This is a genomic window from Brevibacterium sp. Marseille-P9724 (assembly GCF_902500275.1).
In the GTDB taxonomy this organism is placed as follows: domain Bacteria; phylum Actinomycetota; class Actinomycetes; order Actinomycetales; family Brevibacteriaceae; genus Brevibacterium.
On sequence record NZ_LR722991.1, the window covers coordinates 45,147 to 72,075 of the forward strand.

Annotated in this window: 21 protein-coding genes; 12 read left to right on the forward strand and 9 right to left on the reverse strand. The window is 61.6% G+C overall.

The window, feature by feature from the left end; translation table 11 throughout:
- Nucleotides 1–12: 12 nt before the first annotated feature.
- Complete coding sequence (locus GC119_RS02995; RefSeq protein ID WP_070777855.1) at nucleotides 13–1,050, reverse strand: 3-isopropylmalate dehydrogenase; 1,038 nt, start codon at nucleotides 1,048–1,050, stop codon at nucleotides 13–15.
- Between the two features lie 106 nt (nucleotides 1,051–1,156).
- Here GC119_RS02995 and GC119_RS03000 point away from each other — a divergent pair, with 106 nt between their 5' ends.
- Nucleotides 1,157–2,008: an HpcH/HpaI aldolase/citrate lyase family protein gene (locus tag GC119_RS03000; protein WP_070573616.1), complete on the forward strand. Its 852-nt coding sequence runs from the start codon at nucleotides 1,157–1,159 to the stop codon at nucleotides 2,006–2,008.
- A 1-nt stretch (nucleotide 2,009) separates the two neighbouring features.
- Here GC119_RS03000 and serA read toward each other — a convergent pair whose 3' ends face one another.
- Nucleotides 2,010–3,599 carry a phosphoglycerate dehydrogenase gene (gene serA, locus GC119_RS03005; RefSeq protein WP_061943297.1) on the reverse strand — a complete coding sequence of 530 codons (1,590 nt, stop codon included), beginning with the start codon at nucleotides 3,597–3,599 and terminating at the stop codon, nucleotides 2,010–2,012.
- A gap of 155 nt (nucleotides 3,600–3,754) precedes the next feature.
- Nucleotides 3,755–5,053: a GNAT family N-acetyltransferase gene (locus tag GC119_RS03010; protein ID WP_151952411.1), complete on the reverse strand. Its 1,299-nt coding sequence runs from the start codon at nucleotides 5,051–5,053 to the stop codon at nucleotides 3,755–3,757.
- Nucleotides 5,054–5,453: 400 nt separating this feature from the next.
- Between GC119_RS03010 and GC119_RS03015 the strand changes: the two genes are divergently transcribed.
- The 6 genes from GC119_RS03015 (at nucleotide 5,454) to ykgO (ending at nucleotide 12,296) form a co-directional block, all read left to right on the forward strand.
- Nucleotides 5,454–6,344 (forward strand): ABC transporter permease, encoded by an 891-nt coding sequence (locus GC119_RS03015; RefSeq protein ID WP_061943303.1) that lies wholly within the window; start codon nucleotides 5,454–5,456, stop codon nucleotides 6,342–6,344.
- Nucleotides 6,341–7,351, forward strand: a complete 1,011-nt coding sequence (locus GC119_RS03020; RefSeq protein ID WP_151952412.1) for an ABC transporter permease — start codon at nucleotides 6,341–6,343, stop codon at nucleotides 7,349–7,351. The genes GC119_RS03015 and GC119_RS03020 overlap by 4 nt, the downstream gene beginning before the upstream one ends.
- A gap of 143 nt (nucleotides 7,352–7,494) precedes the next feature.
- Nucleotides 7,495–9,147 carry an ABC transporter substrate-binding protein gene (locus GC119_RS03025; RefSeq protein WP_151952413.1) on the forward strand — a complete coding sequence of 551 codons (1,653 nt, stop codon included), beginning with the start codon at nucleotides 7,495–7,497 and terminating at the stop codon, nucleotides 9,145–9,147.
- Between the two features lie 20 nt (nucleotides 9,148–9,167).
- Complete coding sequence (locus GC119_RS03030) at nucleotides 9,168–10,715, forward strand: ATP-binding cassette domain-containing protein (RefSeq protein WP_226829215.1); 1,548 nt, start codon at nucleotides 9,168–9,170, stop codon at nucleotides 10,713–10,715.
- Between the two features lie 3 nt (nucleotides 10,716–10,718).
- Entirely contained in the window at nucleotides 10,719–11,843 is a 1,125-nt protein-coding gene (locus tag GC119_RS03035; protein ID WP_082784768.1) for a CPBP family intramembrane glutamic endopeptidase, read from the forward strand.
- A gap of 330 nt (nucleotides 11,844–12,173) precedes the next feature.
- Nucleotides 12,174–12,296: a type B 50S ribosomal protein L36 gene (gene ykgO, locus GC119_RS03040; RefSeq protein WP_019174766.1), complete on the forward strand. Its 123-nt coding sequence runs from the start codon at nucleotides 12,174–12,176 to the stop codon at nucleotides 12,294–12,296.
- A gap of 183 nt (nucleotides 12,297–12,479) precedes the next feature.
- Here ykgO and ilvC read toward each other — a convergent pair whose 3' ends face one another.
- From ilvC to GC119_RS03060, 4 genes are all read right to left on the reverse strand, one after another.
- On the reverse strand, nucleotides 12,480–13,511 hold the full coding sequence (gene ilvC, locus GC119_RS03045; protein WP_151952415.1) for a ketol-acid reductoisomerase: 1,032 nt from the start codon (nucleotides 13,509–13,511) through the stop codon (nucleotides 12,480–12,482).
- 187 nt (nucleotides 13,512–13,698) lie between these two features.
- Entirely contained in the window at nucleotides 13,699–14,208 is a 510-nt protein-coding gene (ilvN, locus tag GC119_RS03050; RefSeq protein ID WP_061943320.1) for an acetolactate synthase small subunit, read from the reverse strand.
- Nucleotides 14,205–16,025, reverse strand: coding sequence for an acetolactate synthase large subunit (locus GC119_RS03055; RefSeq protein ID WP_413462989.1), 1,821 nt, complete (start codon nucleotides 16,023–16,025; stop codon nucleotides 14,205–14,207). The genes ilvN and GC119_RS03055 overlap by 4 nt, the downstream gene beginning before the upstream one ends.
- A 212-nt stretch (nucleotides 16,026–16,237) precedes the next feature.
- The gene (locus GC119_RS03060; protein WP_061943326.1) at nucleotides 16,238–17,590 is read right to left on the reverse strand and encodes an MFS transporter; all 1,353 of its coding nucleotides are present in this window, start codon (nucleotides 17,588–17,590) and stop codon (nucleotides 16,238–16,240) included.
- Between the two features lie 67 nt (nucleotides 17,591–17,657).
- Between GC119_RS03060 and GC119_RS03065 the strand changes: the two genes are divergently transcribed.
- The 5 genes from GC119_RS03065 (at nucleotide 17,658) to GC119_RS03085 (ending at nucleotide 23,356) form a co-directional block, all read left to right on the forward strand.
- Nucleotides 17,658–18,875, forward strand: coding sequence for a methyltransferase (locus GC119_RS03065; RefSeq protein WP_151952417.1), 1,218 nt, complete (start codon nucleotides 17,658–17,660; stop codon nucleotides 18,873–18,875).
- 10 nt (nucleotides 18,876–18,885) lie between these two features.
- Entirely contained in the window at nucleotides 18,886–20,616 is a 1,731-nt protein-coding gene (locus GC119_RS03070; protein WP_151952418.1) for an ABC transporter ATP-binding protein, read from the forward strand.
- Nucleotides 20,613–22,403, forward strand: a complete 1,791-nt coding sequence (locus GC119_RS03075; RefSeq protein WP_151952419.1) for an ABC transporter ATP-binding protein — start codon at nucleotides 20,613–20,615, stop codon at nucleotides 22,401–22,403. The genes GC119_RS03070 and GC119_RS03075 overlap by 4 nt, the downstream gene beginning before the upstream one ends.
- A 177-nt stretch (nucleotides 22,404–22,580) precedes the next feature.
- Nucleotides 22,581–22,799 (forward strand): helix-turn-helix transcriptional regulator, encoded by a 219-nt coding sequence (locus tag GC119_RS03080; protein WP_070573640.1) that lies wholly within the window; start codon nucleotides 22,581–22,583, stop codon nucleotides 22,797–22,799.
- Nucleotides 22,796–23,356 carry a hypothetical protein gene (locus tag GC119_RS03085; RefSeq protein ID WP_151952420.1) on the forward strand — a complete coding sequence of 187 codons (561 nt, stop codon included), beginning with the start codon at nucleotides 22,796–22,798 and terminating at the stop codon, nucleotides 23,354–23,356. Before GC119_RS03080 ends, GC119_RS03085 begins: the two co-directional genes overlap by 4 nt.
- 171 nt (nucleotides 23,357–23,527) lie before the next feature.
- On the opposite strand, the gene GC119_RS03090 is transcribed toward GC119_RS03085, so the two are convergent.
- Together GC119_RS03090 and GC119_RS03095 are read right to left on the reverse strand one after the other, a co-directional pair.
- Nucleotides 23,528–24,952, reverse strand: a complete 1,425-nt coding sequence (locus GC119_RS03090; protein ID WP_151952421.1) for a hypothetical protein — start codon at nucleotides 24,950–24,952, stop codon at nucleotides 23,528–23,530.
- Nucleotides 24,949–26,832 carry a VCBS repeat-containing protein gene (locus tag GC119_RS03095; RefSeq protein ID WP_151952422.1) on the reverse strand — a complete coding sequence of 628 codons (1,884 nt, stop codon included), beginning with the start codon at nucleotides 26,830–26,832 and terminating at the stop codon, nucleotides 24,949–24,951. The genes GC119_RS03090 and GC119_RS03095 overlap by 4 nt, the downstream gene beginning before the upstream one ends.
- Nucleotides 26,833–26,929: the final 97 nt, after the last annotated feature.

Genomic DNA, 26,929 nt, shown 5'->3' on the forward strand with positions numbered 1-26,929 from the left:
ACAGCGCTTTCCTCAGCTCAGACGGTCGCGAATAGCCGCACCGACCTCCTCGGTTGAACGCCGGGCGTCGCCGCGCTGGGCAAGATCAGCTTCAACAGCAGAGCGAATAGCCTCTGCAGCTTTGCCCAGGCCGTTGTTTTCAGCCAGAAGCGCCGCCGACAGAATTCCAGCGGTCGGGTCGGCAATGCCCTTGCCTGCAATGTCGGGCGCCGAACCGTGAATCGGCTCAAACAGCGACGGACCGGTGCCGGAAAGGTTCAGGTTTCCCGAAGCGGCAAGGCCAATGCCGCCGGTGACAGCGGCTGCCAGGTCGGAAAGAATATCGCCGAAAAGGTTGTCCGTGACGATGACGTCATAGCGTCCCGGGTCATTGACCATGTACATGGTGCTGGCGTCCGCATGCTCGTAGTTCACCGCGACGTCCGGGAACTCTGGTGCAACAGCCTCAATGACCCGTCCCCACAGGTGTCCCGCGTGGACGAGAACGTTGTTCTTGTGCACCCACGTCAGCTTCTTCGAACGCTTCTGCGCCAGTTCAAACGCGTAGCGCACCGTGCGCTCCACGCCGAACCACGTGTTGACCGAAACTTCATTGGACACCTCTTGGGGCGTACCCAGACGCAGGGACCCTCCCTGCCCCGTGTAGGAGCCCTCCGTGCCTTCGCGCACAACCACGAAGTCAATGTCACCGGGGTTTGCCAAGGGCGACGAGGTGCCGGGAAAGAACCGCGAGGGCCGCAGGTTGACCGCGTGATCCAGCCCGAAGCGCATTTTGATGATGATGCCCCGCTCGAGCACACCCGATGGCACCGAGGGGTCACCGCAGGCGCCGAAGTAGATCGCGTCGAAGCCGCGCAGCTCGTCCAGTTCTTCATCGGTGAGCGTCTCACCGGTCTTGTGCCAGCGGTCAGCGGAGGCTTCGAACTGCTTGGTCGTAATGCTGACGTCTTCGCCCGTGACTTCAACAGCGCGGCCTAGGACATCGAGTCCGACGGGAACAATCTCTTTGCCGATGCCGTCACCCGGCATAACTGCGATCTTCAAATCCATGGGGCCAACAGTACGCCCTGATCTCGACATTCGGCCGCCTGTCTTGAAGTCCGGACATACTGCGCGAAGCCTCCCCTTGGCCCGCGCATGTTCATAGACTGGTGGCATGTCCGATCAGCTGCGCAACAAGCGCGCCCTCGCACTGCCCGCCCGACTGTCACGCTCCTGGCTCTTCGTCAATGCGGCCAAGCCCGAACTGTTCGCATCCGGTCAGACGAGCGACGCGGACTCCATCATCTTCGATCTTGAAGCCGCAGTGCCCGAAGACCAGAAGAACGCTGCGCGAGACAATGTCGTCAGCGCCCTGGAGGGCGGGATGGTCGGCTGGGTGCGCGTCAACAATACATGGACTCACCACTGGGAAGAGGACCTTGACGCTCTGGCTGGGCTGTCGGGTCTGCGCGGCGTTATGCTGCCGAACACGGAAGAGCCCGAAGAGGTCACACTGACATCGATTCGGGCCGGTGTGGGCATGCCGATTCTTGCGCTCATTGAAACAGCGCTCGGTGTGGAGAACGCAACCCGCATCGCATCGGCGGCAGGCACCTTCCGTTTGGCGTTCGGAGTCAATGACTTCCGCAAAGACACCGGCATCGGTGACGACCCGGTCGCTTTGGCCTACGCACGATCCCGCCTGGTGGTAGCTTCACGCGTCGGCGGTCTGGCCGGTGCGATCGACGGGCCGTCCTCACCCGGTGCAGGGCAGTCCACGGTCAGCGCCGACTGTACGTGGACCATGAAAATGGGCATGACCGGCAAGCTGGTGCTCAGCGAATCCCAAGTTCCCTACGTCAATAACGGCCTCGCACCGTCCGAAGAAGACCGCGCGTGGGCCCGAGAAATGCTGGAGGGGGCCGAACACGCCGATGGGATCACCGACGGTTCGTACCTCCCCCGCATCGCCCGCGCTGAGAAGATCGCGGACCTTGCCGATTCTTACGGCCTGTGGAAGCGCTGAGTCACTCCGCCAAGGTGACCGTGGCGAAATCCGAAGCGTCCACGGCCCCTGCCACCGCCTCGGCGATTTCATCGCTGACAGGCGAATCGACGTCGATCACCGCAAGCGCCTGTGAGCCGGCGTCGGTGCGCGCCACCTGCATGCCGGCAATATTGATGTTCGAACGGCCCAGCGCCTGGCCCAGCTGGCCGATGACGCCCGGACGGTCTTCGTACTTGAAGATCACGAGGTTGTCGGACAGCTGAATCTCGATGTCGAAGCCTGCGACTTCCGTGAGCTTCTGCATGAGCTTCGGACCCGTCACGGTGCCCGAAACGCTCATCTGCTTGCCCGAAGCGGTGGTCGCAACAATCGACGTGATGTTGCGGTAGCGTTCACAGTCCGTGTCAGCAACGAGCTCAGTGGTCACACCGCGCTCTTCGGCCAGGACAGGTGCGTTGACGTAGGTGACAGGTGTGGACACGATGTCAGTGAAAACACCCTTCAGCGCTGAGAGCTTGAGCACGGAAACATCGAGTTCGCCGATCTCACCGTGCACTTCGATCCGCAGGTGTGCCAACGGCTCATCGACAAGTGCCGTGAGCGTACGCCCCAGGCGCTCCGCCAGGATGATTCCGGGCCGGACATCCTCATGGATTGCACCGCCGGCAACATTGACCGCGTCCGGTACGAGTTCGCCTGCCATGGCGCGGCGCACCGACCGAGCGACTGAAATGCCGGCCTTTTCCTGCGCCTCGGCGGTTGATGCACCCAGGTGCGGGGTCGCGTTGACTTCAGGAAGCTCAAGCAGCGGGTTGTCAACAGGGGGCTCTTGCGTCCACACGTCAATGCCTGCGGCAGCCACCTTGCCGGTGCGGACAGCATCCGCGAGGGCCTCTTCGTCGATGATTCCGCCGCGGGCGACATTGACCACTCGCACACCGGGCTTCGTTTTGGTGAAGGCCTCCGCACCGATCATGCCGGTGGTCTCCTTCGTCTTGGGCATGTGCACCGTGATGAAGTCCGAACGCTCCAGTAGCTCGTCAAGGCTGACAACCTCAACGCCCATCTGCCCTGCGCGAGCCTGCGTAATGTAGGGGTCGTAGCCGATGAGCTTCATACCGAAGGCTCGCGCACGCTCAGCAACAAGTCCGCCGATGCGGCCAAGGCCCACAATGCCGAGGGTCTTCTCGAACAGTTCGGCGCCCGTCAAAGCGCTGCGCTTCCATTCGCCGGCTTTCAGCGAACGGTTGCCCTCACCGTAATTGCGCGCCGCACCCAGAATGTGCGCCATCGTCAGTTCTGCCGCCGAGGTGATGTTCGACGTCGGCGCGTTGACCACCATAACGCCGGCCTTCGTCGCCGCCGGAATGTCAACATTGTCAAGGCCCACGCCGGCGCGCGCGATGACCCGCAAGTCAGTTGCTGCTGCGATTGCCTCTTCATCCATCTGCGTAGCCGAGCGAATCAGCACAGCCGAAACGCCGGGCAGAGCACTCAGCAGATCGGCACGATCAGCTCCGTCGCAATAGCGAACCTCGAATTCCGAGCCGAGCTCGCCCACGGTCGCATCCGACAGCTTCTCGGCAATAAGGACGACAGGTTTGGTCACGTTTCCCCCTACAGTGTGTGCTTGACAACATCTTAGGGATCGCTGTGGGAGGTATGCGTCCCGCCCTCGCCACGGGCACCGCAACCGGGCCCACCACCCCCGAACAGCACGCGAGGCGCCGTGGTGAGCGGCGCCTCGTCAGTGTGCTTGTGGGATCAGAATTCGTACGGGGTGTACGGGGCCCGGGCCATTGCGAACATCAGCCGGGCCCGCACAGCCGCACCCGGTGTGCACTCGGTGATGCGGCCGGCGCGAGTCAGCAGCGACGGGTCAGCACCGCCCAGGTAGATGGAGCCAAGCTCAGCGACATCGAGTTCGAGGTCTGGCTGGGCATCCGGGGTCTGCTCGACGGTGGCGTCGGCACCATCGGAGTCAATGCGCCACGTGCCCTCCGCATAGCCCAAGGAGTCCGTGACCTTGAGCGTAAGGCTTCCCGGCACCAGCCACTGGCGGGCTTCAAGAGCCTTCTTGACGTCGAGAATGCGCAGCCACAGAAGGTCCCAGTGAGACTTCTGCTGCACGCGGCGGGGATTCTCCAGCAGCCACGGCAAAGGCGAGGGCTGGGCCCCGTCATATTTGACTCGCTCCACCAAGTCGATGGAGCCGAGGAACGACCACAGGCCGGAGTATGCCTCGTCCGACACCGCGATCAGGTCAAGAACCTGCACCGCGGGGGTGGGCTTGTCCCAGCCGGTGAACTTGTAGGTCGCGTAGCCGTCCGGCTCACCGGATTCGTCATAGTGCAGCGCTGCACGGACAGCGGGGTCGGGACCACCGGACTCGAAATCGTACTTGCCCGCGGCGACATCCCACCAGCGCTGCTGGCGGCCGCCCGCGCCCGGGGTTGTGCGCATAAAACGCTCGTAGATGACCGGCGCGAGGTCCTTCAGCACAGCCGGTTCGCACATCTCAACGCGAGAATCAGCTTCGGCAGCCAGCCGGAAGCCCGGGTTGGTGTCAACTTCGAACGAACCCATCCAGGACGCCGTGCCGAAACCATAGCGACGATAGATGCCGCCCTCCGTGGCCGTCAGGGCAGCAAACGGGTAGCCGGCTTCCGCAGCAGTCTTGAGGTTGTCCGTCATCATGGTGCGCAGCAGACCACGGCGGCGGTGCGTAGGGCGCACTGTCACCCACGTAATCAGATGGGCATCCTGCAGGCGGTTTTCGCCGACGTTGATCGGGGCTTCGAAATGGACGAATGTAGCCACCGGAACATCGGTGCTGAGCGCGTGCTTCTGGGTTTCAGGGGCGTAGACGCCGGTGAAGACACGACCGTCGGCCTTGCTGCGCTCATAGCGCTGAAGCATCTTTTCGTCATCTTCGCGCTTATCGTGAAAACCCGCATTGACGGCTGCAAAGAAAGCGGCAGTACGCGCATCCACCTTCTGCTTGCCGGTTTCGGGGTCAGTCTCGACACCTGGACGGAATGTTTCAAAACGATAGTTCAGCACTCAGCCCAATTTACAGGACGCAGTTTAAGGCCGGTAGGGGTTCTGGGGCGCATTCCCGGAGCCCCTGGCGTTTGCGCCGGGCTGCGGTTCGGCCTGCAGACGGCCAGCCGACACCTAGCCCCGCAGCCGGGCGGTGCCTCGTCCGTATTCCTACTTCCACCCGGTGCGCACAACCCCACCGTGCCTCAACAGGTCGCCCGGCACTGGCACCGCACCGCATGAATGCAGTTGGTGGTTCTTCACCCGGGGTATTGCCGGTTATTACAGCTAGAACGCCCCAAAAATGTAATCCGTCACAAACTTCATTCTTAACGCTCCCTGTGGAATAGCGGGGAGGTACAACCGGTTATCCGGTTGGCTTTGCGCCTACCCACAGCCTTTACCCATACAGAGGAACCGAATGGAACGTGTTGCGACGCGCATCAAATGGCCGCGCCTGTTGAGCAGTTCAACTGCTCGCACAGGATTCGTCATTGTTGTGTTCTTTCTGTGCATGGTTCCTGCTGCTCCAATCCTGACGGCGCTGACTGGCAACGACCCTCACTCGTTCAACACCGACCTGCTGCGCCCGGATGCTGTTCCGGCAGGCGCGTTCGGCGGCATGAGTCTCCAGCACCCGCTCGGCGTTGAGCCGAAGACCGGACGTGACTTGCTCGCGATCGTGACCTGGGGTTCGCACGTGTCTCTCTTCATTGGGCTCGCGTCAACCGCAGTGTCAGTGCTGATCGGAGTGGTGATTGGCGTGGCTGCGGGTTTCTTCGGAGGCGTGTGGGACAGGCTGCTGAGCCGCATCACCGACATCGTGTTCGGCTTCCCGTTCCTGATCTTCGCCATCGCACTGGCGGCCGTCATCCCACCTGAGGTCAATCGGTCGTTAGTCTTGGTGGCGGTCATCGGCCTCTTTGGCTGGCCTTCTATCGCCCGAGTGGTGCGCGCAGAAACACTGAGCCTGCGCAGCCGCGGCTTTGTTCGCGCAAGCATTGCTCAGGGCGCAAGCGGCTTCCGCACCATCACACGCGAAATCCTGCCTAATCTCCTGGCGACGATCCTGGTTTTCACCACTCTTTCCATTCCCGGCAAGATCGGTGCCGAGGCCACACTGAGCTTTTTGGGCGTAGGCGTTGACCCCTCCACGCCATCGTGGGGCCGCACCATTTCAGACGCCATCGACTGGGTCCAAGTCGACCCCGCGTACCTCCTGTTCCCGGGACTCGCGATCTTCCTCATCACGTTGGGGTTCACTCTCTTAGGCGACGGTCTGCGCGACGCAGTGGCAGGTGAAAAAGCATGAAATGGTGGCCCATTACTCGTTTCCTCTTGTCACGACTGGCCGGTTCCCTGGTGGTGCTTCTGGTCATCGCAGTGGCAAGTTTCGCAATCTTCTACATGCTTCCGAACGACCCAGCTCAGCTCAGCTGCGGCAAACCGTGCACACCGGACCGGCTCGCTGAGGTTCGCGCGTACATGGGCGTTGACAAACCGTGGCTGGTCCAGCTGGGCGCGTTCTTGTGGGGCATCGTGGCCGGTCGCACGTTTGGCTCCGGTCAAGCCGCCATCGAATGTGCCGCCCCCTGCTTTGGGTACTCCTTCCGCCTGCGTGCCGAGGTCAGCGACCTCCTGGTGGACCGCATCCCGGTGACCCTGTCGATTGCAATCGGCGCCCTGGTGCTGTGGACGATCGTGGGTGTTGCCATGGGCACGTGGGCGGCCCTTCGCCGCGGCAGTTTCACCGACCGTGCCCTCACAGGTTTGTCTGTGGTTGGAGTCTCGGCCCCCACCTATTTGGTAGGTCTGCTGTTTATTCTGCTGTTCGGGTTCACCCTCAACGTGCTCCCGATCGGCGGGTACGTTGCATTTAGTGATAGCCCGTTCCAGTGGGCGTTCCACCTGATTCTGCCGTGGGTCACGCTTGCGATCGTCAACGCCGCGATCTACGTCCGGTTCACCCGTGGTTCGATGCTCGACATTATGAGCCAGGACTTCATTCGCACCTCCCGCGCAATCGGCCTCACTGAGGGCCAGGTTGTAGGCCGGCACGGTCTGCGCAACCTCGTTGTTCCCATCGCGACTCTTGTGGCGCTGGACTTCGGTTCGCTTCTAGGCGGCGCAGTTGTGACTGAAAAGGTCTTTTCAATCCAAGGTGTCGGCTCACTTCTTTTGGACGCTGTGAACAACTTGGATGTGCAGCTGGTGGTGGGCGTGACCCTGTTCGCTGCACTGGCAGTGGTTCTTGCGAACTTCTTGGTCGACATCGTCTACGGGATTCTCGACCCCAGGATCGGAGCTGCCACGTCATGATGATTGTGTGGCACTTAACCAGGAGCCCGCGCCTCGCGTTTGTGTTTCCGCCCGGATTGCGATGTTGAGAGCACGCGAACTGACGCACTCACTCGCCGCGCACACGCGGCGTCCTCAACAGCTTTCTTGGAACAAAGGAAACAATGAAACCCTTCAAAACTCTGTCTGCCATTTTTCTGGCGACCACCATGGCAGTCACCGGCTGCAACGCAAACAACTTTGACGAAGAGCAAGCCGGGCTGGGCGAAACCGCCAAGGGCGGAGACTTGACGATCCTCACCTCGGGCACAGAAATGGACATGGACCCAGGCAAGAGCCAGGGCCTTGCCATTACGTCCCTGGGTCTTGTGGCACGGCGTTTGACCACGTGGGATATCCAACCGGACGCCGCCCCCGAGGTCGTTCCCGACTTGGCCACGGACACCGGGACTCCCAGCGAGGACGGTAAGACGTGGACGTTCACTCTCAAAGACGGTGTGACGTTCGAGGATGGAACCCCGATTACGTCAAAGGACATCAAGTACGGCATCGAACGGTCCTTCTCGAAGGAGCTTTCCGGCGGTCTGAGCTACCACAAGACACTTCTGAAAGGGGCGGAGAAGTATTCCGGCCCGTTCGATGGCAAGGAGCTCGACTCGATCGAAACACCGGATGACAAGACGATCGTGTTCCACCTCAACGAAGCGTTCGGTGACTGGCCGTGGATCGCGTCGATGCCCGCCTTCACCCCCGTGCCCAAGGACAAAGACAAGCCGGCGGAATACGGGAACGCGCCTGTCGCCTCGGGACCATACCGGGTTGAATCAAACACCCCGGGCACCTCGATGGTTCTCAAACGCAACGACAACTGGAACCAGGACACCGACGAGGTACGCACAGCCGGCCCGGACACCATTACGTTCAAGATGAGCCAAGACCCGACGGTGGCAGCTCAGTCGCTGATCAGCGACTCGAATGAAGCGCAGACCTCATTCGGCGCGGACTTCATTCCTGCCGCTCAGCTGGCGCAGGCGCAGAAGAACCCGTCCGCGAAGTCCCGTTTGGTGACCAGCGGTGATGGTGCGCTGAAGTACCTTGCGATCAACACCGAGCGCATTTCAGACGTGGATGTTCGCAAGGCGCTGAACTACGCGATCGACAAGAACGCTGTTCGCATTGCTTCCGGTGGTGAGATCTCCGGCAGCTTCGCCTCCACGCTCATTTCACCCGGAATCCCCGGACGCCAGGATTACAACCTGTACGAAGCACCGGACTCTGGGGACTCTGAAAAAGCCAAGCAGCTGCTCGAAGGCAAGGACGTGGGCACGCTGACGCTGCTCACCTGCAACGACCCGATCTCGTCAGCCCAGGCTCAAGCGATTTCGCAAAGCCTCAGCAAAGCAGGAGTGAAGGTGCGGATCAAGGCTGAGGACACCAACTCGTTCTCTGCGGACGCGACGCAGGGCGAGGGTGATTACGACCTGGCGTTGTCGTCGTGGCAGCCGGACTTCCCATCAGCGAATGCCAACATTGAGCCGCTGTTCGCGTCGTCGCAGATCGGCAACGGAAACTACAACATTTCGCGGTATTCCAACCCCAAGGTCGACGACATGATCAGCAAGGCAACGCACACGATCGACGATGAAGAGGCGCAGAAGCTGTGGGCTGAAGTCGACAAGACGATCATGGAAGACGCGCCTGTTGTTCCGCTGATGTACACCAAGAACTCGTTCATGCACGGTTCTAAGGTTGAGAACTTCATCATCGGCTCGTTCCCTGCTTATCCCAACTACCTCAAGGTGTCGCTGTCTCAGTGAATGCTCTAGAGATTCGGAATGTGTCGGTGTCGTTTGACGGCGCCGAGGTCACCCACGACGTGAGTTTTGATGTGCCGACTTCGTCGGTGGTTGCGCTTGTGGGTGAGTCCGGTTCCGGTAAGTCCGTCACGGCGCTTTCGCTGTTGGGTCTCACCGGGGCTTCGGTTACCGGTGAGGCCCACCTGGCCGACGGCACGGAGCTTATTTCCGCTTCGCCTCAGCTGCTGCGTTCCGTCCGCGGGAAGCGCATCGGCATGATCTTCCAGGAGTCCATGGGGGCTTTCGACCCGATGTACACGATCGGGTATCACGTGCGTGAAGCCATGCGAGCGCACGGAACGGAAGCATCCGTTGCCGAGGTGTTGAAAAAGGCTGGTCTGAAAGATCCCGAGAGGATCGCGGGGTCGTACCCGCATCAGCTGTCGGGTGGGCAGCTGCAGCGTGCGATGATCGCGCTGGCAACTGTGCATTCGCCTGAAGTCCTCATAGCCGATGAGCCGACCACGGCATTGGACGTCACGGTTCAGGCGGGGATTCTGGATCTGCTGCGCAACATCGCGCAGGAACGCGCGGTCCTGCTGATCACGCACGATATGGGGGTTGTTGCCGATGTTGCGACCCATGTTGTGGTGATGAAGGACGGGCGCGTGGTTGAGACTGCGGGTGTTCGTGACCTGTTTGAAAACCCGCAGCACCCGTACACGCGCACACTGTTGGAATCAGTGCCCCGGATTGCAGACCGTGCCGTGGACGAACAGGGCGCGGGCGAGGCTGTTGCGGCTCAGGTGGAGCACGCTCGGGTGGAGCACGGGTCTACGGTTGCGCTCGATGACGTTTCACTGACGATTCCAGCCCACACGATCGTGGGGTTGGTTGGTGAGTCGGGCTCCGGTAAATCGACGATCGCCAACGTGCTCACGGGGGCGCAGAAAGTTGCCAGTGGGACCGCCGAGGTCGCAGGGACTGCCGTTGTTCCGGGGATTTCCCGACAGCAGCGGAAGCTGCGGTCACGGGTCGGAGTAGTGTTCCAGGACCCGGCTGGTTCTCTGAATCCGCGGCGCACGATCGGGGCTCAGATTGCTCAGCCCTTTGAGCTGCACACGCGGCTGTCGCGCCGTGATATCGCCCGCAAAGTGGATGAGCTGCTGGACGACGTTCAACTGCCCGCGGAGTTTGCGCGCCGTTTTCCGCGAGAGCTTTCCGGCGGGCAGAAGCAGCGTGTGGCGATCGCCCGAGCCCTGGCGCTGGATCCCGACCTTCTCATCGCAGATGAACCCACCTCGGCTTTGGATGTTTCCGTGCAAACCGGGATCCTGGAACTCCTTGCCGAACTGCACGAGAAGCACCAGTTCGCTTCCCTGTTCATCAGCCACGACCTGGCGGTGATCAGTCAGGTGGCGTCGCGCGTGGTTGTTCTGCGCGATGGCCATGTAGTGGAAGAAGGTGAAACAGGACGGGTTTTGGGCTCGCCAGATTCGGACTATACGCGGGCGCTCATTGAAGCAGCGCCCGTGCCCGACCCTGTTGAACAAGAATTGCGCCGAAAAAAGTCGCGTGGAAATCTATAGAGCATGACTACTTCGCATGGCGTAACCCCACCGAATATTCCTCATCCCCACAACGGACCGTTTGAAACGTCTGCGCCAGAGCAGCGGAACGAACCGTTCGAAAACCACTACCGCACCGCGCATAACCGCTGGTGGATGGGGCTCGTGGGAATGATTGCGACTATAGTCGTTTTCTTTGCTGTGTCGATTGTGGGTGGCATCATCGCTGTGGCGATCGACATCGCCACTGGTGCGACTTCACAAGAAGACGCCATGGCCGGAAAGATCAACAACACTCCGCTGTTGCTGCTCACGGTGAACCTTTCGCTCATTGTGGGTGGACTTGCGGCTTTGCTTGCGCACCGGATTCTGCACAAGCAGCCGTGGTCGCGCATGTTCTCGGTGTTGCCGCACATGCGTTGGAAGTGGTGGGGATTGAGCCTGGCGTGTACGGTGCCGTTGTTCGTTCTGTACATCGGAGCCGGGTTTCTCTTTGATAACAGCGCAATTATGGGGTCTGGCGACTCGTCGCTCACATTTGACGGTACGGCGCTGGCGTATCTGCTCATCATTGTGCTGACCACGCCGTTTCAGGCAGCGGCTGAAGAGATCATGTTCCGCAGCTACGTTCCGCGCGTCTTTGGTTCGTGGATCCCGCAGGCGGGCGGCATCATTGGTGTCATTGTTGCCACGATCCTGTTCACGCTTGCGCACGGGGCGTCCGATCCATGGTTGTGGGCGTACTACGCGGTGTTTGGCCTCGCCTTGGCTGCGCTCACCCACTTCTCTGGTGGTATTGAGGCTCCCATCGTTATCCACGCGGTGAACAACGTGACCATGTTCGTCATTGCGCTGTTCTCGGGAAGCATGTCCAGCGCATTCGACCGAGGTGTAGGCTCCGGTGGCGCGTTCATGATGTTCCCCATGGTGGCTGTCATTGTCATTGCTGGCGTTTTGACGCTTGTTGCGCGTTGGAAGAAGGTCGAGACGGCGGCCCCCGTTCACGTTCGTCCGGTTATGCGGGCCCAGGTTCCTTATAGCCTGCAGGGGCAGGGCGGCGCCCAGGATGATCAGGTTCAGCCTGGCCAGCAGAGGCAGGTTCCTCCAGCTCAGCCTGGCCAGGTTCCTCCGGGCCACCCGCACTCATAACACGCATTTACCCAACACCTCTAGCTAAAAACCGTCTTGCCTGATCAGCAGAATCTGGCAAGAACGACGGCTTTCAACGTGTCACAACAGCACCAACCGGTGCGCGCAACCTCACCGAAATCAACAGATAGGCATATGAACACTCCATGACATGGGATTCGACGTTTAACGTGGCCTGATCACACTAACCCCGACTCGGCCGGCAGCTTGCGCAGATCAACAGGCGCGCTGCGTCAGACCAGTCAGCTCAAGAAAGCAGCCAGCCAAAGCGGAAAGTCGGGCCAGAAGAGCAGTCGGAACAGTCCGACTGCGACAGTCGAAAGGAATCCAATGAAGGTGCGAGCATCGCTTCGTTCTCTGAAGAACCAGCCGGGCGCGCAGGTGGTCAAGCGCAAAGGCAAGATCTACGTGATCAACAAGCAGAACCCGAGGATGAAGGGCCGCCAGAAGTAACTCTGCCGTCTAGTCGGAAGAACGAGGCGATCCGTGCGTTTTTGCCTCAGTATTCCGCCTAATCAGCAGAGTTCGGCTAACGGTCGTTCTACCCACCTCCCCGTTAGACACACAAAACAGCCGAGGTGGAACTCCTCCGCGGAGATCCACCTCGGCTGTTGTTGGCGGAAGGTCAGCTGACGATCAGCGAGCGGCAGTGCCCTCGGTGTAGTCGTCTTCGGTGTACTTGAGCCATGCGAACATCTTGCGCAGTTCGCGGCCGGTGGCTTCGATCGGGTGCTGTTCTTCCTTGGCGCGCAGTTCGCTGAATTCCTTCGCACCGTTCTTCTGGTCGTCCATGAAGCGCTTGGCGAAGGTGCCGTCCTGAATGTCGGCGAGCACTGCCTTCATGTCTTCCTTCACCTGCGGGGTGATGACGCGCGGACCGGACACGTAGTCGCCGTATTCGGCGGTGTCGGAGCAGGACCAGCGCTGCTTGGCGATGCCGCCTTCGACCATGAGGTCGACAATGAGCTTGAGTTCGTGCAGCACCTCGAAGTAGGCGATTTCCGGCTGGTAGCCGGCTTCGGTCAGAACTTCGAAGCCTGCCTGCACGAGGTGGGACACACCGCCGCAGAGAACTGCCTGTTCGCCGAACAGGTCGGTTTCGGTTTCTTCCGTGAACGTGGTCTTGATGCCGCCTGCGCGCAGACCGCCGATGGCCTTCGCGTAGGACAGGACGGTGTCCCAGGCCTTGCCGGATGCGTCGACTTCAACAGCGACGAGCACCGGAACACCGCGGCCGTCAACGTATTCGCGGCGCACAACGTGGCCAGGGCCCTTCGGGGCGACCATGATGACGTCAACACCCTGTGGAGCTTCGATGTAGTCGAAGCGGATGTTGAAGCCGTGCGAGAACACGAGAGTCTTGCCCTCGGTGAGTTTGTCAGCGATTTCAGCGCTGTAGATGTCGGCCTGCACCTGGTCGGGTGCGAGGATCACGATGACATCTGCCCATTCGGAGACTTCGGCGGGAGTGCCGACCTTGAGACCTTCAGCTTCGGCTTTGTCGCGGCTCTTGGAGCCTTCTTTCAGACCGATGCGCACGTCGACGCCGGAGTCGCGCAGGCTCAGCGCGTGTGCGTGTCCCTGCGAACCGAAGCCGATGACGGCGACTTTCTTGCCCTGGATGACGCCGAGGTCGGCGTTGTCATCGTAGTAGCGCTCTGCTGCCATGGGATTCTTTTCCTTCCTTTGAGACCGCTCGCCCAGTCGGCGCGTCTCAGATGTTGGGTGTTATTTCGAGATTATAGGAGCGTGCAGTCTCACCGCGAATTGAGCGTGCACACTGTGAGATAAGGGCCGAGGTGCCAGCCCCGGTGCTGCTGGGGAACTCACGCTGCCGAGGGCTCGGGTCAACAGATCACGCCCACGTGGACCGATCGGAGATCGACCGGGAACCGCGGCTGATGGCCAGCAGCCCCGACTGGACGATTTCGCGGATGCCGAACGGCTCGAGCACTGCACGCAGTGCGGCCAGCTTGGATTCTTCGCCAGTGGCCTCAACACACACTGCATCCGGGGCGACATCGATGATGCGCACCCGAAACAGTTCGCAGGCGTCGGCAATCTGCCCTCGGGTGACAGAATCGGCCGCCACTTTGAAGATCACGTGGCCGCGCTCCACGGAGTTCGCCGGTTCGAGTTCAACGACTTTGATGACGTTGACAAGTTTGTTCAGCTGCTTGGTGACCTGCTCCAGCGGCACGTCTTGAACATCGACGACCATTGTCAGACGCGAAATCTCTTCAACTTCGGTGGTGCCCACCGCGAGCGAATCGATGTTGAACCCGCGACGTGCGATAAGGCCGGTCAGGCGGGTGAGCGCGCCGGGCTTGTTCTCCAGCAGGACTGACAGAGTATGACGGCTCACAGCTCTTCCTCTTCCTCTTCGAATTCGGGACGCAGGTTCTGCGCGTACTCAATCTGGTCGTTGCTGACACCGGCGGGCACCATAGGCCACACCATCGCCTCAGCCGGGACCGTGAAGTCGATGACCACAGGACGGTCATTGATTTCCAGTGCCTTGGCAATTGCGGCATCGGCGTCTTCATTGCGCTCAACCCGCAGCCCCGCACAGCCGTAGGCTTCGGCGAGTTTCACGAAGTCCGGCACCCTCCTAGAACCGTGACCGGTGTCGAGGTTGGAGTGCGAATAACGGCCGTCGTAGAACAGGGTCTGCCACTGGCGAACCATGCCGAGTGACGAGTTGTTGATAATCGCCACCTTGATCGGAATGTTCGAGATGACGCACGTGGCCAGTTCCTGGTTTGTCATCTGGAAACAGCCGTCGCCGTCGATCGCCCACACGGTGCGGTCGGGTTCGCCGACCTTTGCACCCATGGCGGCCGGAACGGAGTAGCCCATGGTGCCGAGCCCTCCGGAGTTGAGCCACGAATTGGGACGTTCGTAGTTCACGAACTGGCTCGCCCACATCTGGTGCTGTCCAACACCTGCGGCGAAAACCCCTTCGGGGCCGGTCAGCGCGGAGATGCGCTTAATGACGTACTGCGGGTCACACAGTCCGACATCGTTGGCTTCGTAGCCCAGCGGGTACGTTTCCTTCCAGCCGTTGAGCTTCGCCCACCAAGCGGGGCGTTCATTTTCGAGTGCTGACGAATGGGATTCGCGCAGCTCGCTCAGCAGTGCGCCAAGCACTTCGCGAGCATCGCCGACGATCGGCACATCGACCGCACGGTTCTTGCCGATTTCAGCCGGGTCGATGTCGGCGTGGATGACTTTCGCGTACGGGGCAAACGACGCGAGGTCGCCCGTGACTCGGTCGTCGAAGCGCGCGCCTACCGCGATGAGCAGGTCAGCCTTTTGGAACGCGGCAACAGCAGACACGTTGCCGTGCATGCCGGGCATGCCCACGTGCTGCGGGTGGGAGTCCGGGAACGCGCCGCGGGCCATAAGCGTTGTGGCCACCGGAATCTTGGTCGCTTCGGCCAGGCGCAGCAGCTCCGCCGAGGCGCGGGAGCGGATGACACCCCCGCCGATGTAGAACACCGGCTTTTTGGACTGTGCGATGAGCTGCGCGGCTTCCCGAATCTGCTTGCTGTGCGGTTTGGTGACGGGCCGGTAGCCGGGGAGGCTGGGAGCTTCGGGCCAGATGAAGGGTGCCTGGGCTTGCTGGGCGTCCTTTGTCACGTCTACGAGAACGGGTCCGGGCCGACCGGTCGAGGCGATGTGGAACGCCGACATGATTGCCTGCGGGATGTCTTCGACCCGAGTCACCAGGAATGAGTGCTTGGTGATGGGCATTGTCATGCCCACAATGTCCGCTTCCTGGAATGCGTCGGTGCCGAGCATCTTGGAGGACTGCTGGCCGGTGATGGCCACGAGCGGCACGGAGTCCATGTGGGCGTCGGCGATCGGGGTGACGAGGTTCGTGGCACCGGGGCCGGAGGTGGCCATGCACACGCCGACTTTTCCTGTGGCGGCCGCGTAGCCGGTTGCCGCGTGACCGGCTCCCTGTTCGTGACGGACGAGGATGTGGTTGATGGATTCTGCGTCCATCAGCGGGTCATAGGTCGGGAGGATAGTTCCGCCCGGCAGTCCGAATACGGTGTCGACGCCCAACAGCTCTAGGCTGCGGATAATGGCCTGCGCGCCCGTCAGGACCTCGGGGGCCGTCCGCCCTCTTTTGGCTGGCTGTTGAGCCTGGCGCGATGGCGATGGCGCCGGCACGGGCTTTGATGCCACGGTGAACTCCTCTGCTGTGTACCTGTGTGTCGCCTTCGTCCTGGCGATCACCCATAAAAAAAGCCCCTGCCAGATTCTGGAGGGGCGCGCGGTGATCGTCCAAGCGAACGCTGGGAGGGATTACCTCGCGCGCCTGCTAATAAGGACAATAACGTCGGTGAACATGGAATCTAGTGAACTAGGCCACGTCAGCAATGTCAATTCGCGGAAACCGTTTGTCCATTTTCTGAGACACGAGGCGGGGGTCCGGTATCCGCGTCGACGTCCGCCAAGGGAGCGTGCCCACGTTCGCGCATGAGCAGCAGCGCGGGAATCCCAGCGGCCAGCACAACGGCTGTGGCGTAGCCTGGCGGGGCAAGGTTCCAGCCGGTGGCCTGGACCAGGCTGGCGGCAATGATCGGCGACAGACCCCCAAAGGCCACGGTTGCCGTATTGAACCCGATCGCCATGCCGGAAAAGCGGCCGATGGCGGTGAACTGTTCAGGGATGGCAGCAGCGGCAACAGCTGACCACCCGGCAGCGGGCACTGCAAGAAACGCCGCGGCAGTCGCTGCGGTTGTCGGGTTGACGTGGGACAGCAGCGCGTATGCGGGAATTGTTGTGAGCACTAGAACCGCGCTGAGAGCCGCAAACATGGTCCGCCTGCCGAACCTGTCTGAGGCCAGCCCGATCAAGGGTGTGACGATGATGGCCGCCACTCCTGCAATTGTGCCGAACGCCAGCGAACCGGCGCCGTCCATTGCAACAACGGTTTCGAGGAACGTGGGCACGTAGGTGATGTTGAGAAAGTACGACACGGATCCAACCGACGACACCAGAAACGCCACGACAACGGCCTTGGGGTGACGGCGCAGAACGTCGAGCAGCGGTGAGCCCGCGTTCGCTCCGCTGTCCTGCGTTTTCTTAAAGGTATCGGTTTCCTCCAGGTGTTTGCGCAGCGGAATCATCACTGCTGCCAGCAGCCCGCCGATGATGAACAGCACCCGCCACCCCCAAGAGTCCATCTGGTCTGGGGTCAGCAGATTGGCCAGAAGAGCACCGGAGCCCACTGCCAGAAGCGCACCGACCTCAGAGTTCGCGGCCGCCCAGCTGGCAGCCAGACCACGGCGTCCTTTTTTGGCTGTTTCCATGAGGAAGACCATGATGCCGGTATATTCGGCACCGACGGAAAAGCCCGCCAGACAGCGCAGGGAAATCATGATGATTCCACCCCATATGCCGATCTGTTCATAGCCGGGCGTTATGGCGATTCCGAACATGGCCACCGCCATGAGCACTGCCGAAACCACGAGGGCTGCACGCCGACCGACTTTGTCACCGAGGTGCCCGAAGACCATGGCGCCCAGTGGGCGGAAGAAGAAACCAGCCGCGCCCACGCCAAGGGTGAGCAGCAGCGAGTTCTCCTGCCCGGGAAAGTACACGCGCGCCAGATTGACGGACACGTAGAAGAAAACGGAGAAGTCGAACCATTCGACAATCGTGCCGAAGGCAGCCACAAGGATGGACCGGCGTCGATTCTTGTCTTCTGCTTTCAGCTGCGAGTGTGTCATGGCGCTCTTCCTCTTTGGATGCTCGAACACTAACAGCAGGGTCTGACACAGCACCTAGGATTGCCGTATGTTCTGCGCCCACTTTGCCGCTGACCGCTGCCGGACCTGCTCTCTCATCGAGGTGCCCGCGAATCAGCGGCTGACCCGCATTGAACGAGAACTGGCCGCAAACATCGAACACGCCCTGGGCGGCAGAAGCCCCGAAGAGGTTTTCGAAGCTCCCATCACCAGCCCGGATTCGGGATTCCGCAACACCGCGAAAATGGCTGTCGGCGGCACCACCAGCGAACCCACACTCGGCATTCTCGACGAAGACTTCGCCGGCATCGACCTATCGGACTGTCCGCTCTACTCTCCCGTCATCCACCGCGCCCTGGAGGCCATCCCGGCAGTCATCAAAGCCGCACAGATCCCTCCTTACCGGGTGCGCGCACGCAAGGGAGAACTCAAATACGTCATCGTGACAGAAGGCGATGCCGGCCAGCTGGCCATCCGCTTCGTTCTGCGCACCGACAGCGCTCTGCCGCGCCTGAAAGAAAAACTGCCTCGCCTGCTGGAGGCGGTTCCTGACATCGCGGTCATCAGCGCAAACATCCACCCCGAACACACGGCCATCATCGAAGGCCCAACGGAAATTCACCTGTACGGCGAGCACTCCCTGCCGGTCACCCAGGGCGACGTCACGCTCCTGCCCGGCCCGCAGTCCTTTCTCCAAACGAACAGCGCTGTAGCCGGCGAGCTCTACCGGACCGTCAGACAGTGGATTGCCGACACCGCGGCCGCACACCCGACCGCAGCCGCAGGCCCCAACTCATCAGCGCACCCCACCGCCCCTCTCACAGTGTGGGACCTGTACTGCGGTGTCGGCGGCTTCGCCCTCCACGCCGCACTCGCCTCGCCGAAGGTCCGCGTCCGCGCAGCCGAACTCAACCCAGAAGCAGTCCAGCGGGCACGTGAAGCTGCCAGGCGCCTCGTGAGTGAGCATCCGGAAGTCGAAGGCCGTATCGAGTTCACCGCGGAAGACGCCTTTACGTGGGCTCGCGAGCAGAGCGAACCGGCCGATCTGCTGATCATCAATCCGCCCCGGCGTGGGCTCGGCCAGCCCATGAGCGAGTGGATTGAGAACTCCGGCATTGCGACGGTCATCTACTCCAGCTGCAACCCGCGCACCCTGGCGGCGGACCTTGAGAACATGCCCGGCTACAGGACCGAAACCGTCCGAATAGTCGACATGTTCCCGCATTCACCGCACGCAGAGGTTCTCACTCGGCTGACGCGCCTATAGGCTGATTCAAATGCGAGCACTCCTGCGATTCTGGCCAGACATCCGCGCCCGTCTGTGGGTGTATTCCCTGGTCATGGTGCTCACACTCATTGCCAACGCAATTTCGCTGGCCACCCCCATGCTCACCGGCCACATCATCGACGGCCCCATCGCCCACCGCGACCCTGCCGGTCTGTGGTGGCCTGCGGCCGCAATTTTGGCGGTCGGAATCGCCGAGGCGTCTGCCCTGTGGGCGCGCCGCCGTCTGGTTGCCGGGGTGGTGTCGGAATGGGAGGTCACGTGGCGGGGCCGACTGTTCTCCCGCCTTCTGTACCTGCGGGTCGGCAAGCACGATGCGTGGGATTCGGGCCAGCTGCTGTCGCGGGCCACGCAGGACATGTCGCAGCTGCGGCGCTTCTTTGCCTTCGGCGGACCGTTCATGCTGGTCACACCGGTGACGATCGTCATCGGCACCGTCATGCTGTGGCTTATTCACCCGCTGTTCGGGCTCATTGTCGTAGGTATGGCCATTCCGCTGACGGGTGCCGTCGCCCTTTTGGAGGGCCGATACCTGCGGGCTTCGCGCGCTTCCCAGGACACGATGGGCGAAATCACCACCAACGTCGAAGAGTCAATTCTCGGCATTCGGATTCTGCGCTCTTTCGGACGGTCATCGTGGGCTTCGCAGAGGTTTTCTGAACTCTCCCACCGTCTGGCCGGCTGCGAGGTACACCTGGCAAAGCTCGATTCCTGGATGTGGGCCACGATGCTGATGCTGCCGGCCGCCGCGCAGGTCGTCATGCTGGGGCTGGGCGCGTGGGGCGTGCTTGAGGGCTGGGTGACCATCGGCCAGGTTGTTGCTGCGCTGACAATCACGTGGATTCTGCGGATGCCGATTGAAATGCTCGGCTTCCTTCTGGCCGACTTCCTCATCAGCATCACCGCCGCACAGCGGTATTGGGAAGTGCTCGATGAAGAGATCGGCATCGAAGACCCCACTGGCGGAATCGACGATGCAGCCGCCGTGCCTTCTGCCGAGGGAAGGCTGGAGTTCGCGGACGTCGGTTTCACCTTCGACGATGGCGAGAGCCCACTGCTGCACGATGTGAACCTCACCGTTGAACCCGGTGAAACGCTGGCGCTCGTGGGACCCACGGGCTCTGGTAAATCGACGGTTGTCTCGCTCATCCCCCGCCTGCACGATGTGACCTCCGGCGCCATCACGATTGACGGCCGGGACATCCGCGCCATCCCGCTCAACTCACTGCGAGGCTTGGTGTCATTTGCCTTTGAAGACCCCATTCTGTTCTCCGACACCATCCGGGCGAACGTCGAAATGGGCGCGCCCGGTGCCGGTGACGACGAAATCGAGCAGGCGCTGCGCATTGCCGCCGCGTGGGATTTCGTGCAGGACCTGCCGGAAGGTCTGGAAACGCAGGTGGGCGAACAGGGGCTGAGCCTCTCAGGCGGTCAGCGCCAGCGGGTCGCCCTGGCACGGGCCATCATCGGCAAGCCGCGCGTGCTTGTGATGGACGACCCGCTTTCAGCCGTTGACGTCGACACAGAAGACCGCGTGCAGCGCGCTCTGGCCGAGGTGCTGCCGGACTCCACAACGATCGTCGTGGCCCACCGCCCGTCGACCGCCTTGCTGGCAGACAGGGTTGCCGTGTTGGACGGCGGCACGGTCGTTGAAACCGGCTCCCACCGCGAACTCACCGCCAACTCTGCCACCTACCGCAACCTCATGGGGGCGCAGGCATGAGCGAAACAGTGACCTCCACCTCGGATATTGATGCCCTCCCAGAGGCCATTTCGAAACGCTCCCGCGCGCTCCTCCTGCAGCTGATCCGGCCCTACCGCGGGGTCCTCATCGTGCTGACTCTGCTGGTTCTGTTCTTCGCCACGGCCGGCACGCTCGGCCCGGTGTTCATAGCACGCGCCCTTGACCACGGCCTGCCCGCTGCGACAAACGGCGATTTCGGCCCCCTGTGGACCAATGTGGGCCTGTTCGCGGCGTTTGTGGTTCTTGGCGCATCTGCGTCCTGGGCAGCTACCCGAGGCATTGGGATCGTCAGCCAGAAGATCATGGTGACCCTGCGCGGTCGCCTGTTCGACCACGTGCAGAAACTCGACATCGCCTATCACGAAAAGCAGAGCTCAGGCCGGCTGGTGTCACGGCAGTCATCCGACTTGGAGTCGGTGCAGGAGTTCCTCGGCTATACGCTCATTTCGGCGATTTCCGGGGTCGTGCAGATGGCGGTCATCGCTGCGATTCTCATTTTCCTCGACATCCCGCTGGCACTCGTCACCTTCGCCGGCTTCATCCCGCTGTACTTCGTCACCCGCGCCGCCCAGCGTTCACAGCGTGCGGCATACCGGCGGACGCGCACGTCGATTGCCAGGGTGATCATCGATTTCACGGAGTCGATGGGCGGCATCCGCGCTGTTCAGACCTTCCGTCGGCAGCCGCAGCGCAAATCCAGCCTGGCCGCCCATGATGACGACTACCGCAAGGCCAACACCGACGCTCTGCGGGGAGTGGCAGCTTTTGCCGGGCTGACCAGGCTGATCGGCAATCTTTCGCAGTTCGCGATCATCCTCTTGGGTGCGTGGCTTGTGATCGGCGGGCACACGCAGGTCGGGGTCTTGGCCGCTTTCGTCCTCTATGTGCGCCGCTTCTACGGGCCGCTTGATGAGCTCGTGCAGACGTTCAACATGTACCAGTCGGCGCAGGCTGCGCTCGAGAAGATCACAGCTGTCCTCGAGGTCGAACCCACCATTACTGACCCCGAAACTCCCCAGGCTGTCGAGGCCGACGGCGAGGTGGTCTTCGATGCCGTCCGCTTTGCGTACGGGGACGGACAGGATGTGCTCCCCCGCTTTGATCTGCGCCTGCAGGCCGGGCAGACGGCCGCGCTCGTGGGCGCGACGGGTGCTGGCAAGTCAACGCTGGTGAAGCTGCTGACCCGCTTCTACGATCCGCTGGAAGGTGCGGTGAAGCTCGATGGAGTTGACCTGCGGAACATTGCGGATGCTGATCTGCGCAAAGCCGTTGTCATGGTCACGCAGGAATCGTTCCTGTTCGGCGGAACGATTGCCGACAATATTCGGATCGGCCGCCCCGATGCTTCTGATGACGAAGTCCGCGCAGCCGCACGCGCCGTCGGTGTGGACGAATTCATTGAGAGCCTGCCGGATGGCTATGACACGGATGTGCGCAAGCGCGGCGGGCGTTTGAGCTCCGGGCAGCGTCAGCTGGTGAGCTTTGCGCGCGTGTTCTTGGCTGACCCCGCGGTTCTTGTTCTTGACGAGGCCACTGCTCACCTGGACGTGCCCTCAGAGAAGCTGGTCCAGCAGGGACTGGAGACGATCCTCGCCGGCCGGACCGCGGTCATCATCGCCCACCGCCTGTCGACGGTCGAAATCGCCGACCGCGTTCTTGTCATGGATGCCGGCAGGATTGTCGAAGACGGCACTCCCGCCGAGCTCATTGCCGGTGAGGGACGCTTCGCTCATCTTCACGCGGCCTGGAGAGACTCGCTCCTGTAGAGCTCGATATGGTCTGACGAGGTGCCGGGTCGGGGCGCTTCTCGGGTGCTCCGCTGTGGTTCGGGGCGCCTGCTCAACTCTTCGATGTCAAAGATTCTTGCCTTTATGTCAGGTTTACTTGACATGCCATGTCTAGTTTCCTTAACCTTGTGTCAAACAAAATAGACATGAGGACAGATGAGCACACACCCCAAACCGAAAGTGAAAAGCGCCAGGCTGCTTGCCGAACTCACGCAGGCCCAGCTGGCAGCCAAGGTGGGTGTATCGCGGCAGACGATCATTTCGATTGAACGCGGCGACTACGCCCCCAGCGTCTACCTAGCACTGTCAATCGCACAGTTGCTGAAACACACAGTCGAAGATCTTTTTCCCACCGCACAGGAGGACAACTCATGACAAACTCCCCGACACCTCGCATTGACCGGATGATGGGCTACTACCCCGCAACGAGGGGCGATGAACGCGAAGCTCGCATTCTGCTGCAGGCACCGTCGTTCGGCGCGGTCGTGAGCGTCTACACGGCAACCGCCGTTGCCGCCGCACTCGCACTGACCGGCAACGGCGCATGGGGCGCCGTCCTGCTGGTGCTGTCGTCGATTCCGTCGTTTGCCATCTACTTCTACGCTGAACGTCACGGTGTCCAGGTCGACAAGCTGCTGGCCAAGGGCACCTTGGGCCAGCTGGTGTGGCCCCACGTGATTATGGGCGTCATGGTTGCCGCACTGCTGTTCGGAATCGTGTTCCACCTGACCACAGGACAGCCCGTCATCCCTGTACCGGATGTCACTCAGGGCCTTGCCGACAACTTCAGCCGCGACAGCACCACGCCGCTGTCCCGCGGCCTGTTCAGCGGAGGTGCTGTGGCACTCATCCCGATTGTGTGGGCGATCGTCTCCGTGCGCCGCACCAAGACCCAGAACCCCGACCCTGCCGACATTCCCGACGAAGACTGAGCAGCTCAGCTCACGGCAATAAAACGGATCTGCTGTGGTGGGAACCTTTCCCCACCACAGCAGATCTCGTGTTTTCAGCAGCACCCAGGGGGCACCTCGGGAGCGTTTGCAATGCTCCCCTGACGTGGCTCAGTCCGCCGTGACGGCTCCGAGTGCAGCCGAACAGGAACCTCAGTTCGGCGCGTGAACACCGGTTCCAGGAGCTCCATAGTCGGTGTTGAACCCGAAAGCTCTGCGTTCGAGCTCTGGCAGCGATGTGTTCGAAGTTGTCGACACGTACTGTCGAATCGAACCGGTGAATTCCCTGTTTGAGCTGTTCCGGCCGTAGGCGTCCGTGTAGATGAACTCCGAACCGCCGCGGTTATCGATCGTCGAGTTCTGAACATAGACGTCTCGCTGCGCTCCGTTGAATGGTGAAGCAGGGTCGGTCTGATCAAGAGCGCCGGACATCGTCGACCACGGCCAGCCGACTGTCTTCTCACTGTCGAACAGCAGGGAAACCGGTTTTGCCTCACTGCCCGAGGCAAAACGCGACGGGTTGCGCACACCGAACCAGGGGTCGAAGCGGGCGATAGTCTTGCCGCTTGGATCTGTGATCGTCGTGTCCGACTCCCATAGTTCGTAAAGCCCCCACACATCGCTGGTCTTCGGGCCATTGAGCACATTGGCACTGACGCACTTCTCATCAGGAATTCGCCGCGTACCGGTGTTTGCACCCGGCAGATCGGATCCGCTGGTCTGCACCTTTTCGTCCGTGCAGTTGCGGACGTATTCGTTCGGCTGGCCGAAGGGTGTCAGCGTCGTAACGGCCATTTCGGTCCCATCACTGCAGCGAACCGCATAGAACAGTTCGTGAGCATTGTTGCTCAGAGCGTCCTTCGAGTGGGAGCCCTGATGCACCTTCATAAGGTAGTCGCATTCGATCGGCTTGCCGGACGCATCACGCGCATAGCCTGCCCGATCTGCCCGCACCTGCTTGACGTTGTTGCGAACAACGAACTTGTGACCATAGTGATCTTCGTGCCGGTGAGGTACTGAACCGTGCTCTTCAGCGGCCACTGCCGAAACCTCGTTTGCATAGCTGAATGGAATGCCGGTTGCCTTGTCACCCGTCTTCTTAACAGCCCATTCGTAGATATCGGAAGTGCGCGGATCGTCTCCGTGCTCATGGCCGAAGGTGCACTTCTTTCCGGTGGCCGGGTCAACCGCAGAAATCGGGTGCCACGAGTCGTAGCGCTTGCCGTCGGGTCCTGTCACCGTGTATTCGTCGTGCAGCGAGGCTGGGCACGTGTCGTACTTCGACGGCTCCCAGCCGTATGTCTTGCGCGCTCCGTTGTCATGATGTTCATGACCGCGGTGCGCATCAGCTGCGCTGTGGTCATCACCGCCGTTGTCATCTGCCGGCGCGCTGGATTCGGCAGTGCCTGTTGGCGACGGTTTGTCGGTTGGAGTTGTCTCCGCAGTTGGTGTGCGGTCCTGCTCCGTCGGCTCCTCTGAGGGTGCCGCAACAGGCTCAGCGGCTGCGGCGGCAGCGCCGCAGAAAGCCAGAAGAGCACTGAGCGCGGCGGCAGCTGCCGTCTTTCGATTGATTTTCACTTTGCCCTCCTGCGGAAAAGCATGATTGCGGTAATGCCGACGGTGATCAGAGCCGCACCAGCGGCGAGCACACCGGCAAACTGTGCTCCTGTACGCGGCAGCGGACTGTTGTTGCCGCCGTGCTGCTGGGCTTCCGCGCCAGCCGCTTCGCCGGCTTCGGCACTCGAACCGGCTGAAGTGCCTGCACCGTTGTCAGGAGCATCGCCTGAAGAACCGGCGTCGCCTTCTGGTTCAGATCCCTCGGGAGCCCCTGTGTCAGTATCGGAATCGTCTCCGGGAGCTGCTGGCGGCTGCGTGCCATCGTCGGGATCAGAAGTCGGCGCGGTGTCGTCTGTAGGCTCTTCTTCAGGATCCGGAACTGCCGGAGGCTCGTCGTCGGTCGGACCCTGGGCGGGCAGATCTGCCACCCTCACGGTTCCGATGCCTCCGATTGCGTCGCCGCCGGCCACGAACTGGTGACCGTCGCGGCCGTTCATGCCTGCGACGACCCCGACGCCTCGTCCTAGGCGCTCGGCTTTTGCCTCACCCTTGAGAACCGAAATGTACTCGTCTGAGACATCACCAACAGAAATCCGCGGAGCGTTGAGCGCGCGGGTATCGAGCGCCCATGCGCGGTTCGCCGAGTAGTCGCCGATCACCAGCGTGCCGGAGCTTCCCTTCTTCTGCGGCAGCAGTGCGGACACCGCGAAGCCGAAGCTGCCGGCGTCCTCACCACCGTCGATCCACCATCCGCGGTCCTTGCCGTCTGCTTCGACTGACTTGCCGTCAGTCGCCTCTGGATCGGTGGTGACTGTCTGCTTGGAATCGGCACCGCGGACGATTGCCACCGCACCGTTTCGCTTTCCTGATGCCCCAGTCGGCACGCCGTCAGCACCGATGATCAGGTCGTCTTTGCCGTCGTTGTCGACGTCACCAGCGGAGGCAGCAGATATGCCCAAGCGGTCCCATCCGCGCTCAGGGCCGTTGACGGCGAAGCCCTCAAAGTCTTCGCCGAGCTTGACTTCACCCTTGACATCGCCGAATACAACCCACGCCATGCCGTGGGCTCGCCCCTCATAGCCAGCCGGCCTGGCAACATAGCCGCCCAGGACGAGGTCGGGCTTGCCGTCGCCGTTGACATCTCCGGCCGGAGCGATTGTCGACAGTCCCTGATCGGGCACACCCTCAATTGTGGCGATGATCCGCTTGGAATCGGGAATCTCTACGGTTGCGATGTCGTCGCTTCCTGATACCACGGTCGCTGCACCGGCCCTGTTGTTGCGGGTCAGCGAAATGACTGCGACATCGTCCTTGCCGTCGCCGTCGATATCACCGACGCCGGTTGCAAAGTAGCCCGTCCTGTCGTCCTGCTTGCTGGCGATGATGAAACCGCGATCGCCCAGGTGATCCAGCTGGATGTGCTCGGGCTCTCTGCTGCCGAAGACCACGTATGCCCGCGATTTGGTGAACTGGGTGAGGATGATGTCGTCGATTCCGTCGTCGTTGACATCACCAGCGCAGTTGACGCTGAAGCCTACGAGTGCGTTTTCCTCCGAAGGTCCTTCGATCCTGATGACGCCCGTTGTCGGGTCATCGAGTTGACCCTGCTTCGCGTCGCCCGGAATCACGTAGCCGACGCCTACTGAGCTTGTGCCCAAGCGGTCCCACATCCACGCACTGGTGACGATGTCGTGTTTGCCGTCGCCGGTGAAATCGCAGGAACTCTGCGAGACGGCTGACCCTGTTGCGGCCCCCGTGGCTCCCGTCCACGTAAGCACGTCGTCAGCGGGAGCCGCTGCGGCCGGACCCGCCTGGCCGATCGCGAGTGCTGTCGCGGCCAAGAGAACGGAGACTGCTGATGCAGCAGCCCGTCTCGGCCACGCTGTCACTTGAGTTTTCATGTACTGCTTTCTGTGAGTGCCCCGTGCGGCTGCCGATGAATCAGCCGCCGACGAGGGCCCGAAGTCATTAGGTCAGGGTTTCCTGACCTAATGAGGT

Coding starts and splice junctions, on each gene's coding strand:
- GC119_RS02995 (WP_070777855.1), bottom strand. CDS start 1,050: ATGGATTTGAAGATCGCAGTTATGCCGGGTGACGGCATCGGCAAAGAG.
- GC119_RS03000 (WP_070573616.1), top strand. CDS start 1,157: ATGTCCGATCAGCTGCGCAACAAGCGCGCCCTCGCACTGCCCGCCCGA.
- GC119_RS03015 (WP_061943303.1), top strand. CDS start 5,454: ATGGAACGTGTTGCGACGCGCATCAAATGGCCGCGCCTGTTGAGCAGT.
- GC119_RS03020 (WP_151952412.1), top strand. CDS start 6,341: ATGAAATGGTGGCCCATTACTCGTTTCCTCTTGTCACGACTGGCCGGT.
- GC119_RS03025 (WP_151952413.1), top strand. CDS start 7,495: ATGAAACCCTTCAAAACTCTGTCTGCCATTTTTCTGGCGACCACCATG.
- GC119_RS03035 (WP_082784768.1), top strand. CDS start 10,719: ATGACTACTTCGCATGGCGTAACCCCACCGAATATTCCTCATCCCCAC.
- ykgO (WP_019174766.1), top strand. CDS start 12,174: ATGAAGGTGCGAGCATCGCTTCGTTCTCTGAAGAACCAGCCGGGCGCG.
- ilvC (WP_151952415.1), bottom strand. CDS start 13,511: ATGGCAGCAGAGCGCTACTACGATGACAACGCCGACCTCGGCGTCATC.
- GC119_RS03060 (WP_061943326.1), bottom strand. CDS start 17,590: ATGACACACTCGCAGCTGAAAGCAGAAGACAAGAATCGACGCCGGTCC.
- GC119_RS03065 (WP_151952417.1), top strand. CDS start 17,658: ATGTTCTGCGCCCACTTTGCCGCTGACCGCTGCCGGACCTGCTCTCTC.
- GC119_RS03070 (WP_151952418.1), top strand. CDS start 18,886: ATGCGAGCACTCCTGCGATTCTGGCCAGACATCCGCGCCCGTCTGTGG.
- GC119_RS03075 (WP_151952419.1), top strand. CDS start 20,613: ATGAGCGAAACAGTGACCTCCACCTCGGATATTGATGCCCTCCCAGAG.
- GC119_RS03080 (WP_070573640.1), top strand. CDS start 22,581: ATGAGCACACACCCCAAACCGAAAGTGAAAAGCGCCAGGCTGCTTGCC.
- GC119_RS03085 (WP_151952420.1), top strand. CDS start 22,796: ATGACAAACTCCCCGACACCTCGCATTGACCGGATGATGGGCTACTAC.
- GC119_RS03095 (WP_151952422.1), bottom strand. CDS start 26,832: ATGAAAACTCAAGTGACAGCGTGGCCGAGACGGGCTGCTGCATCAGCA.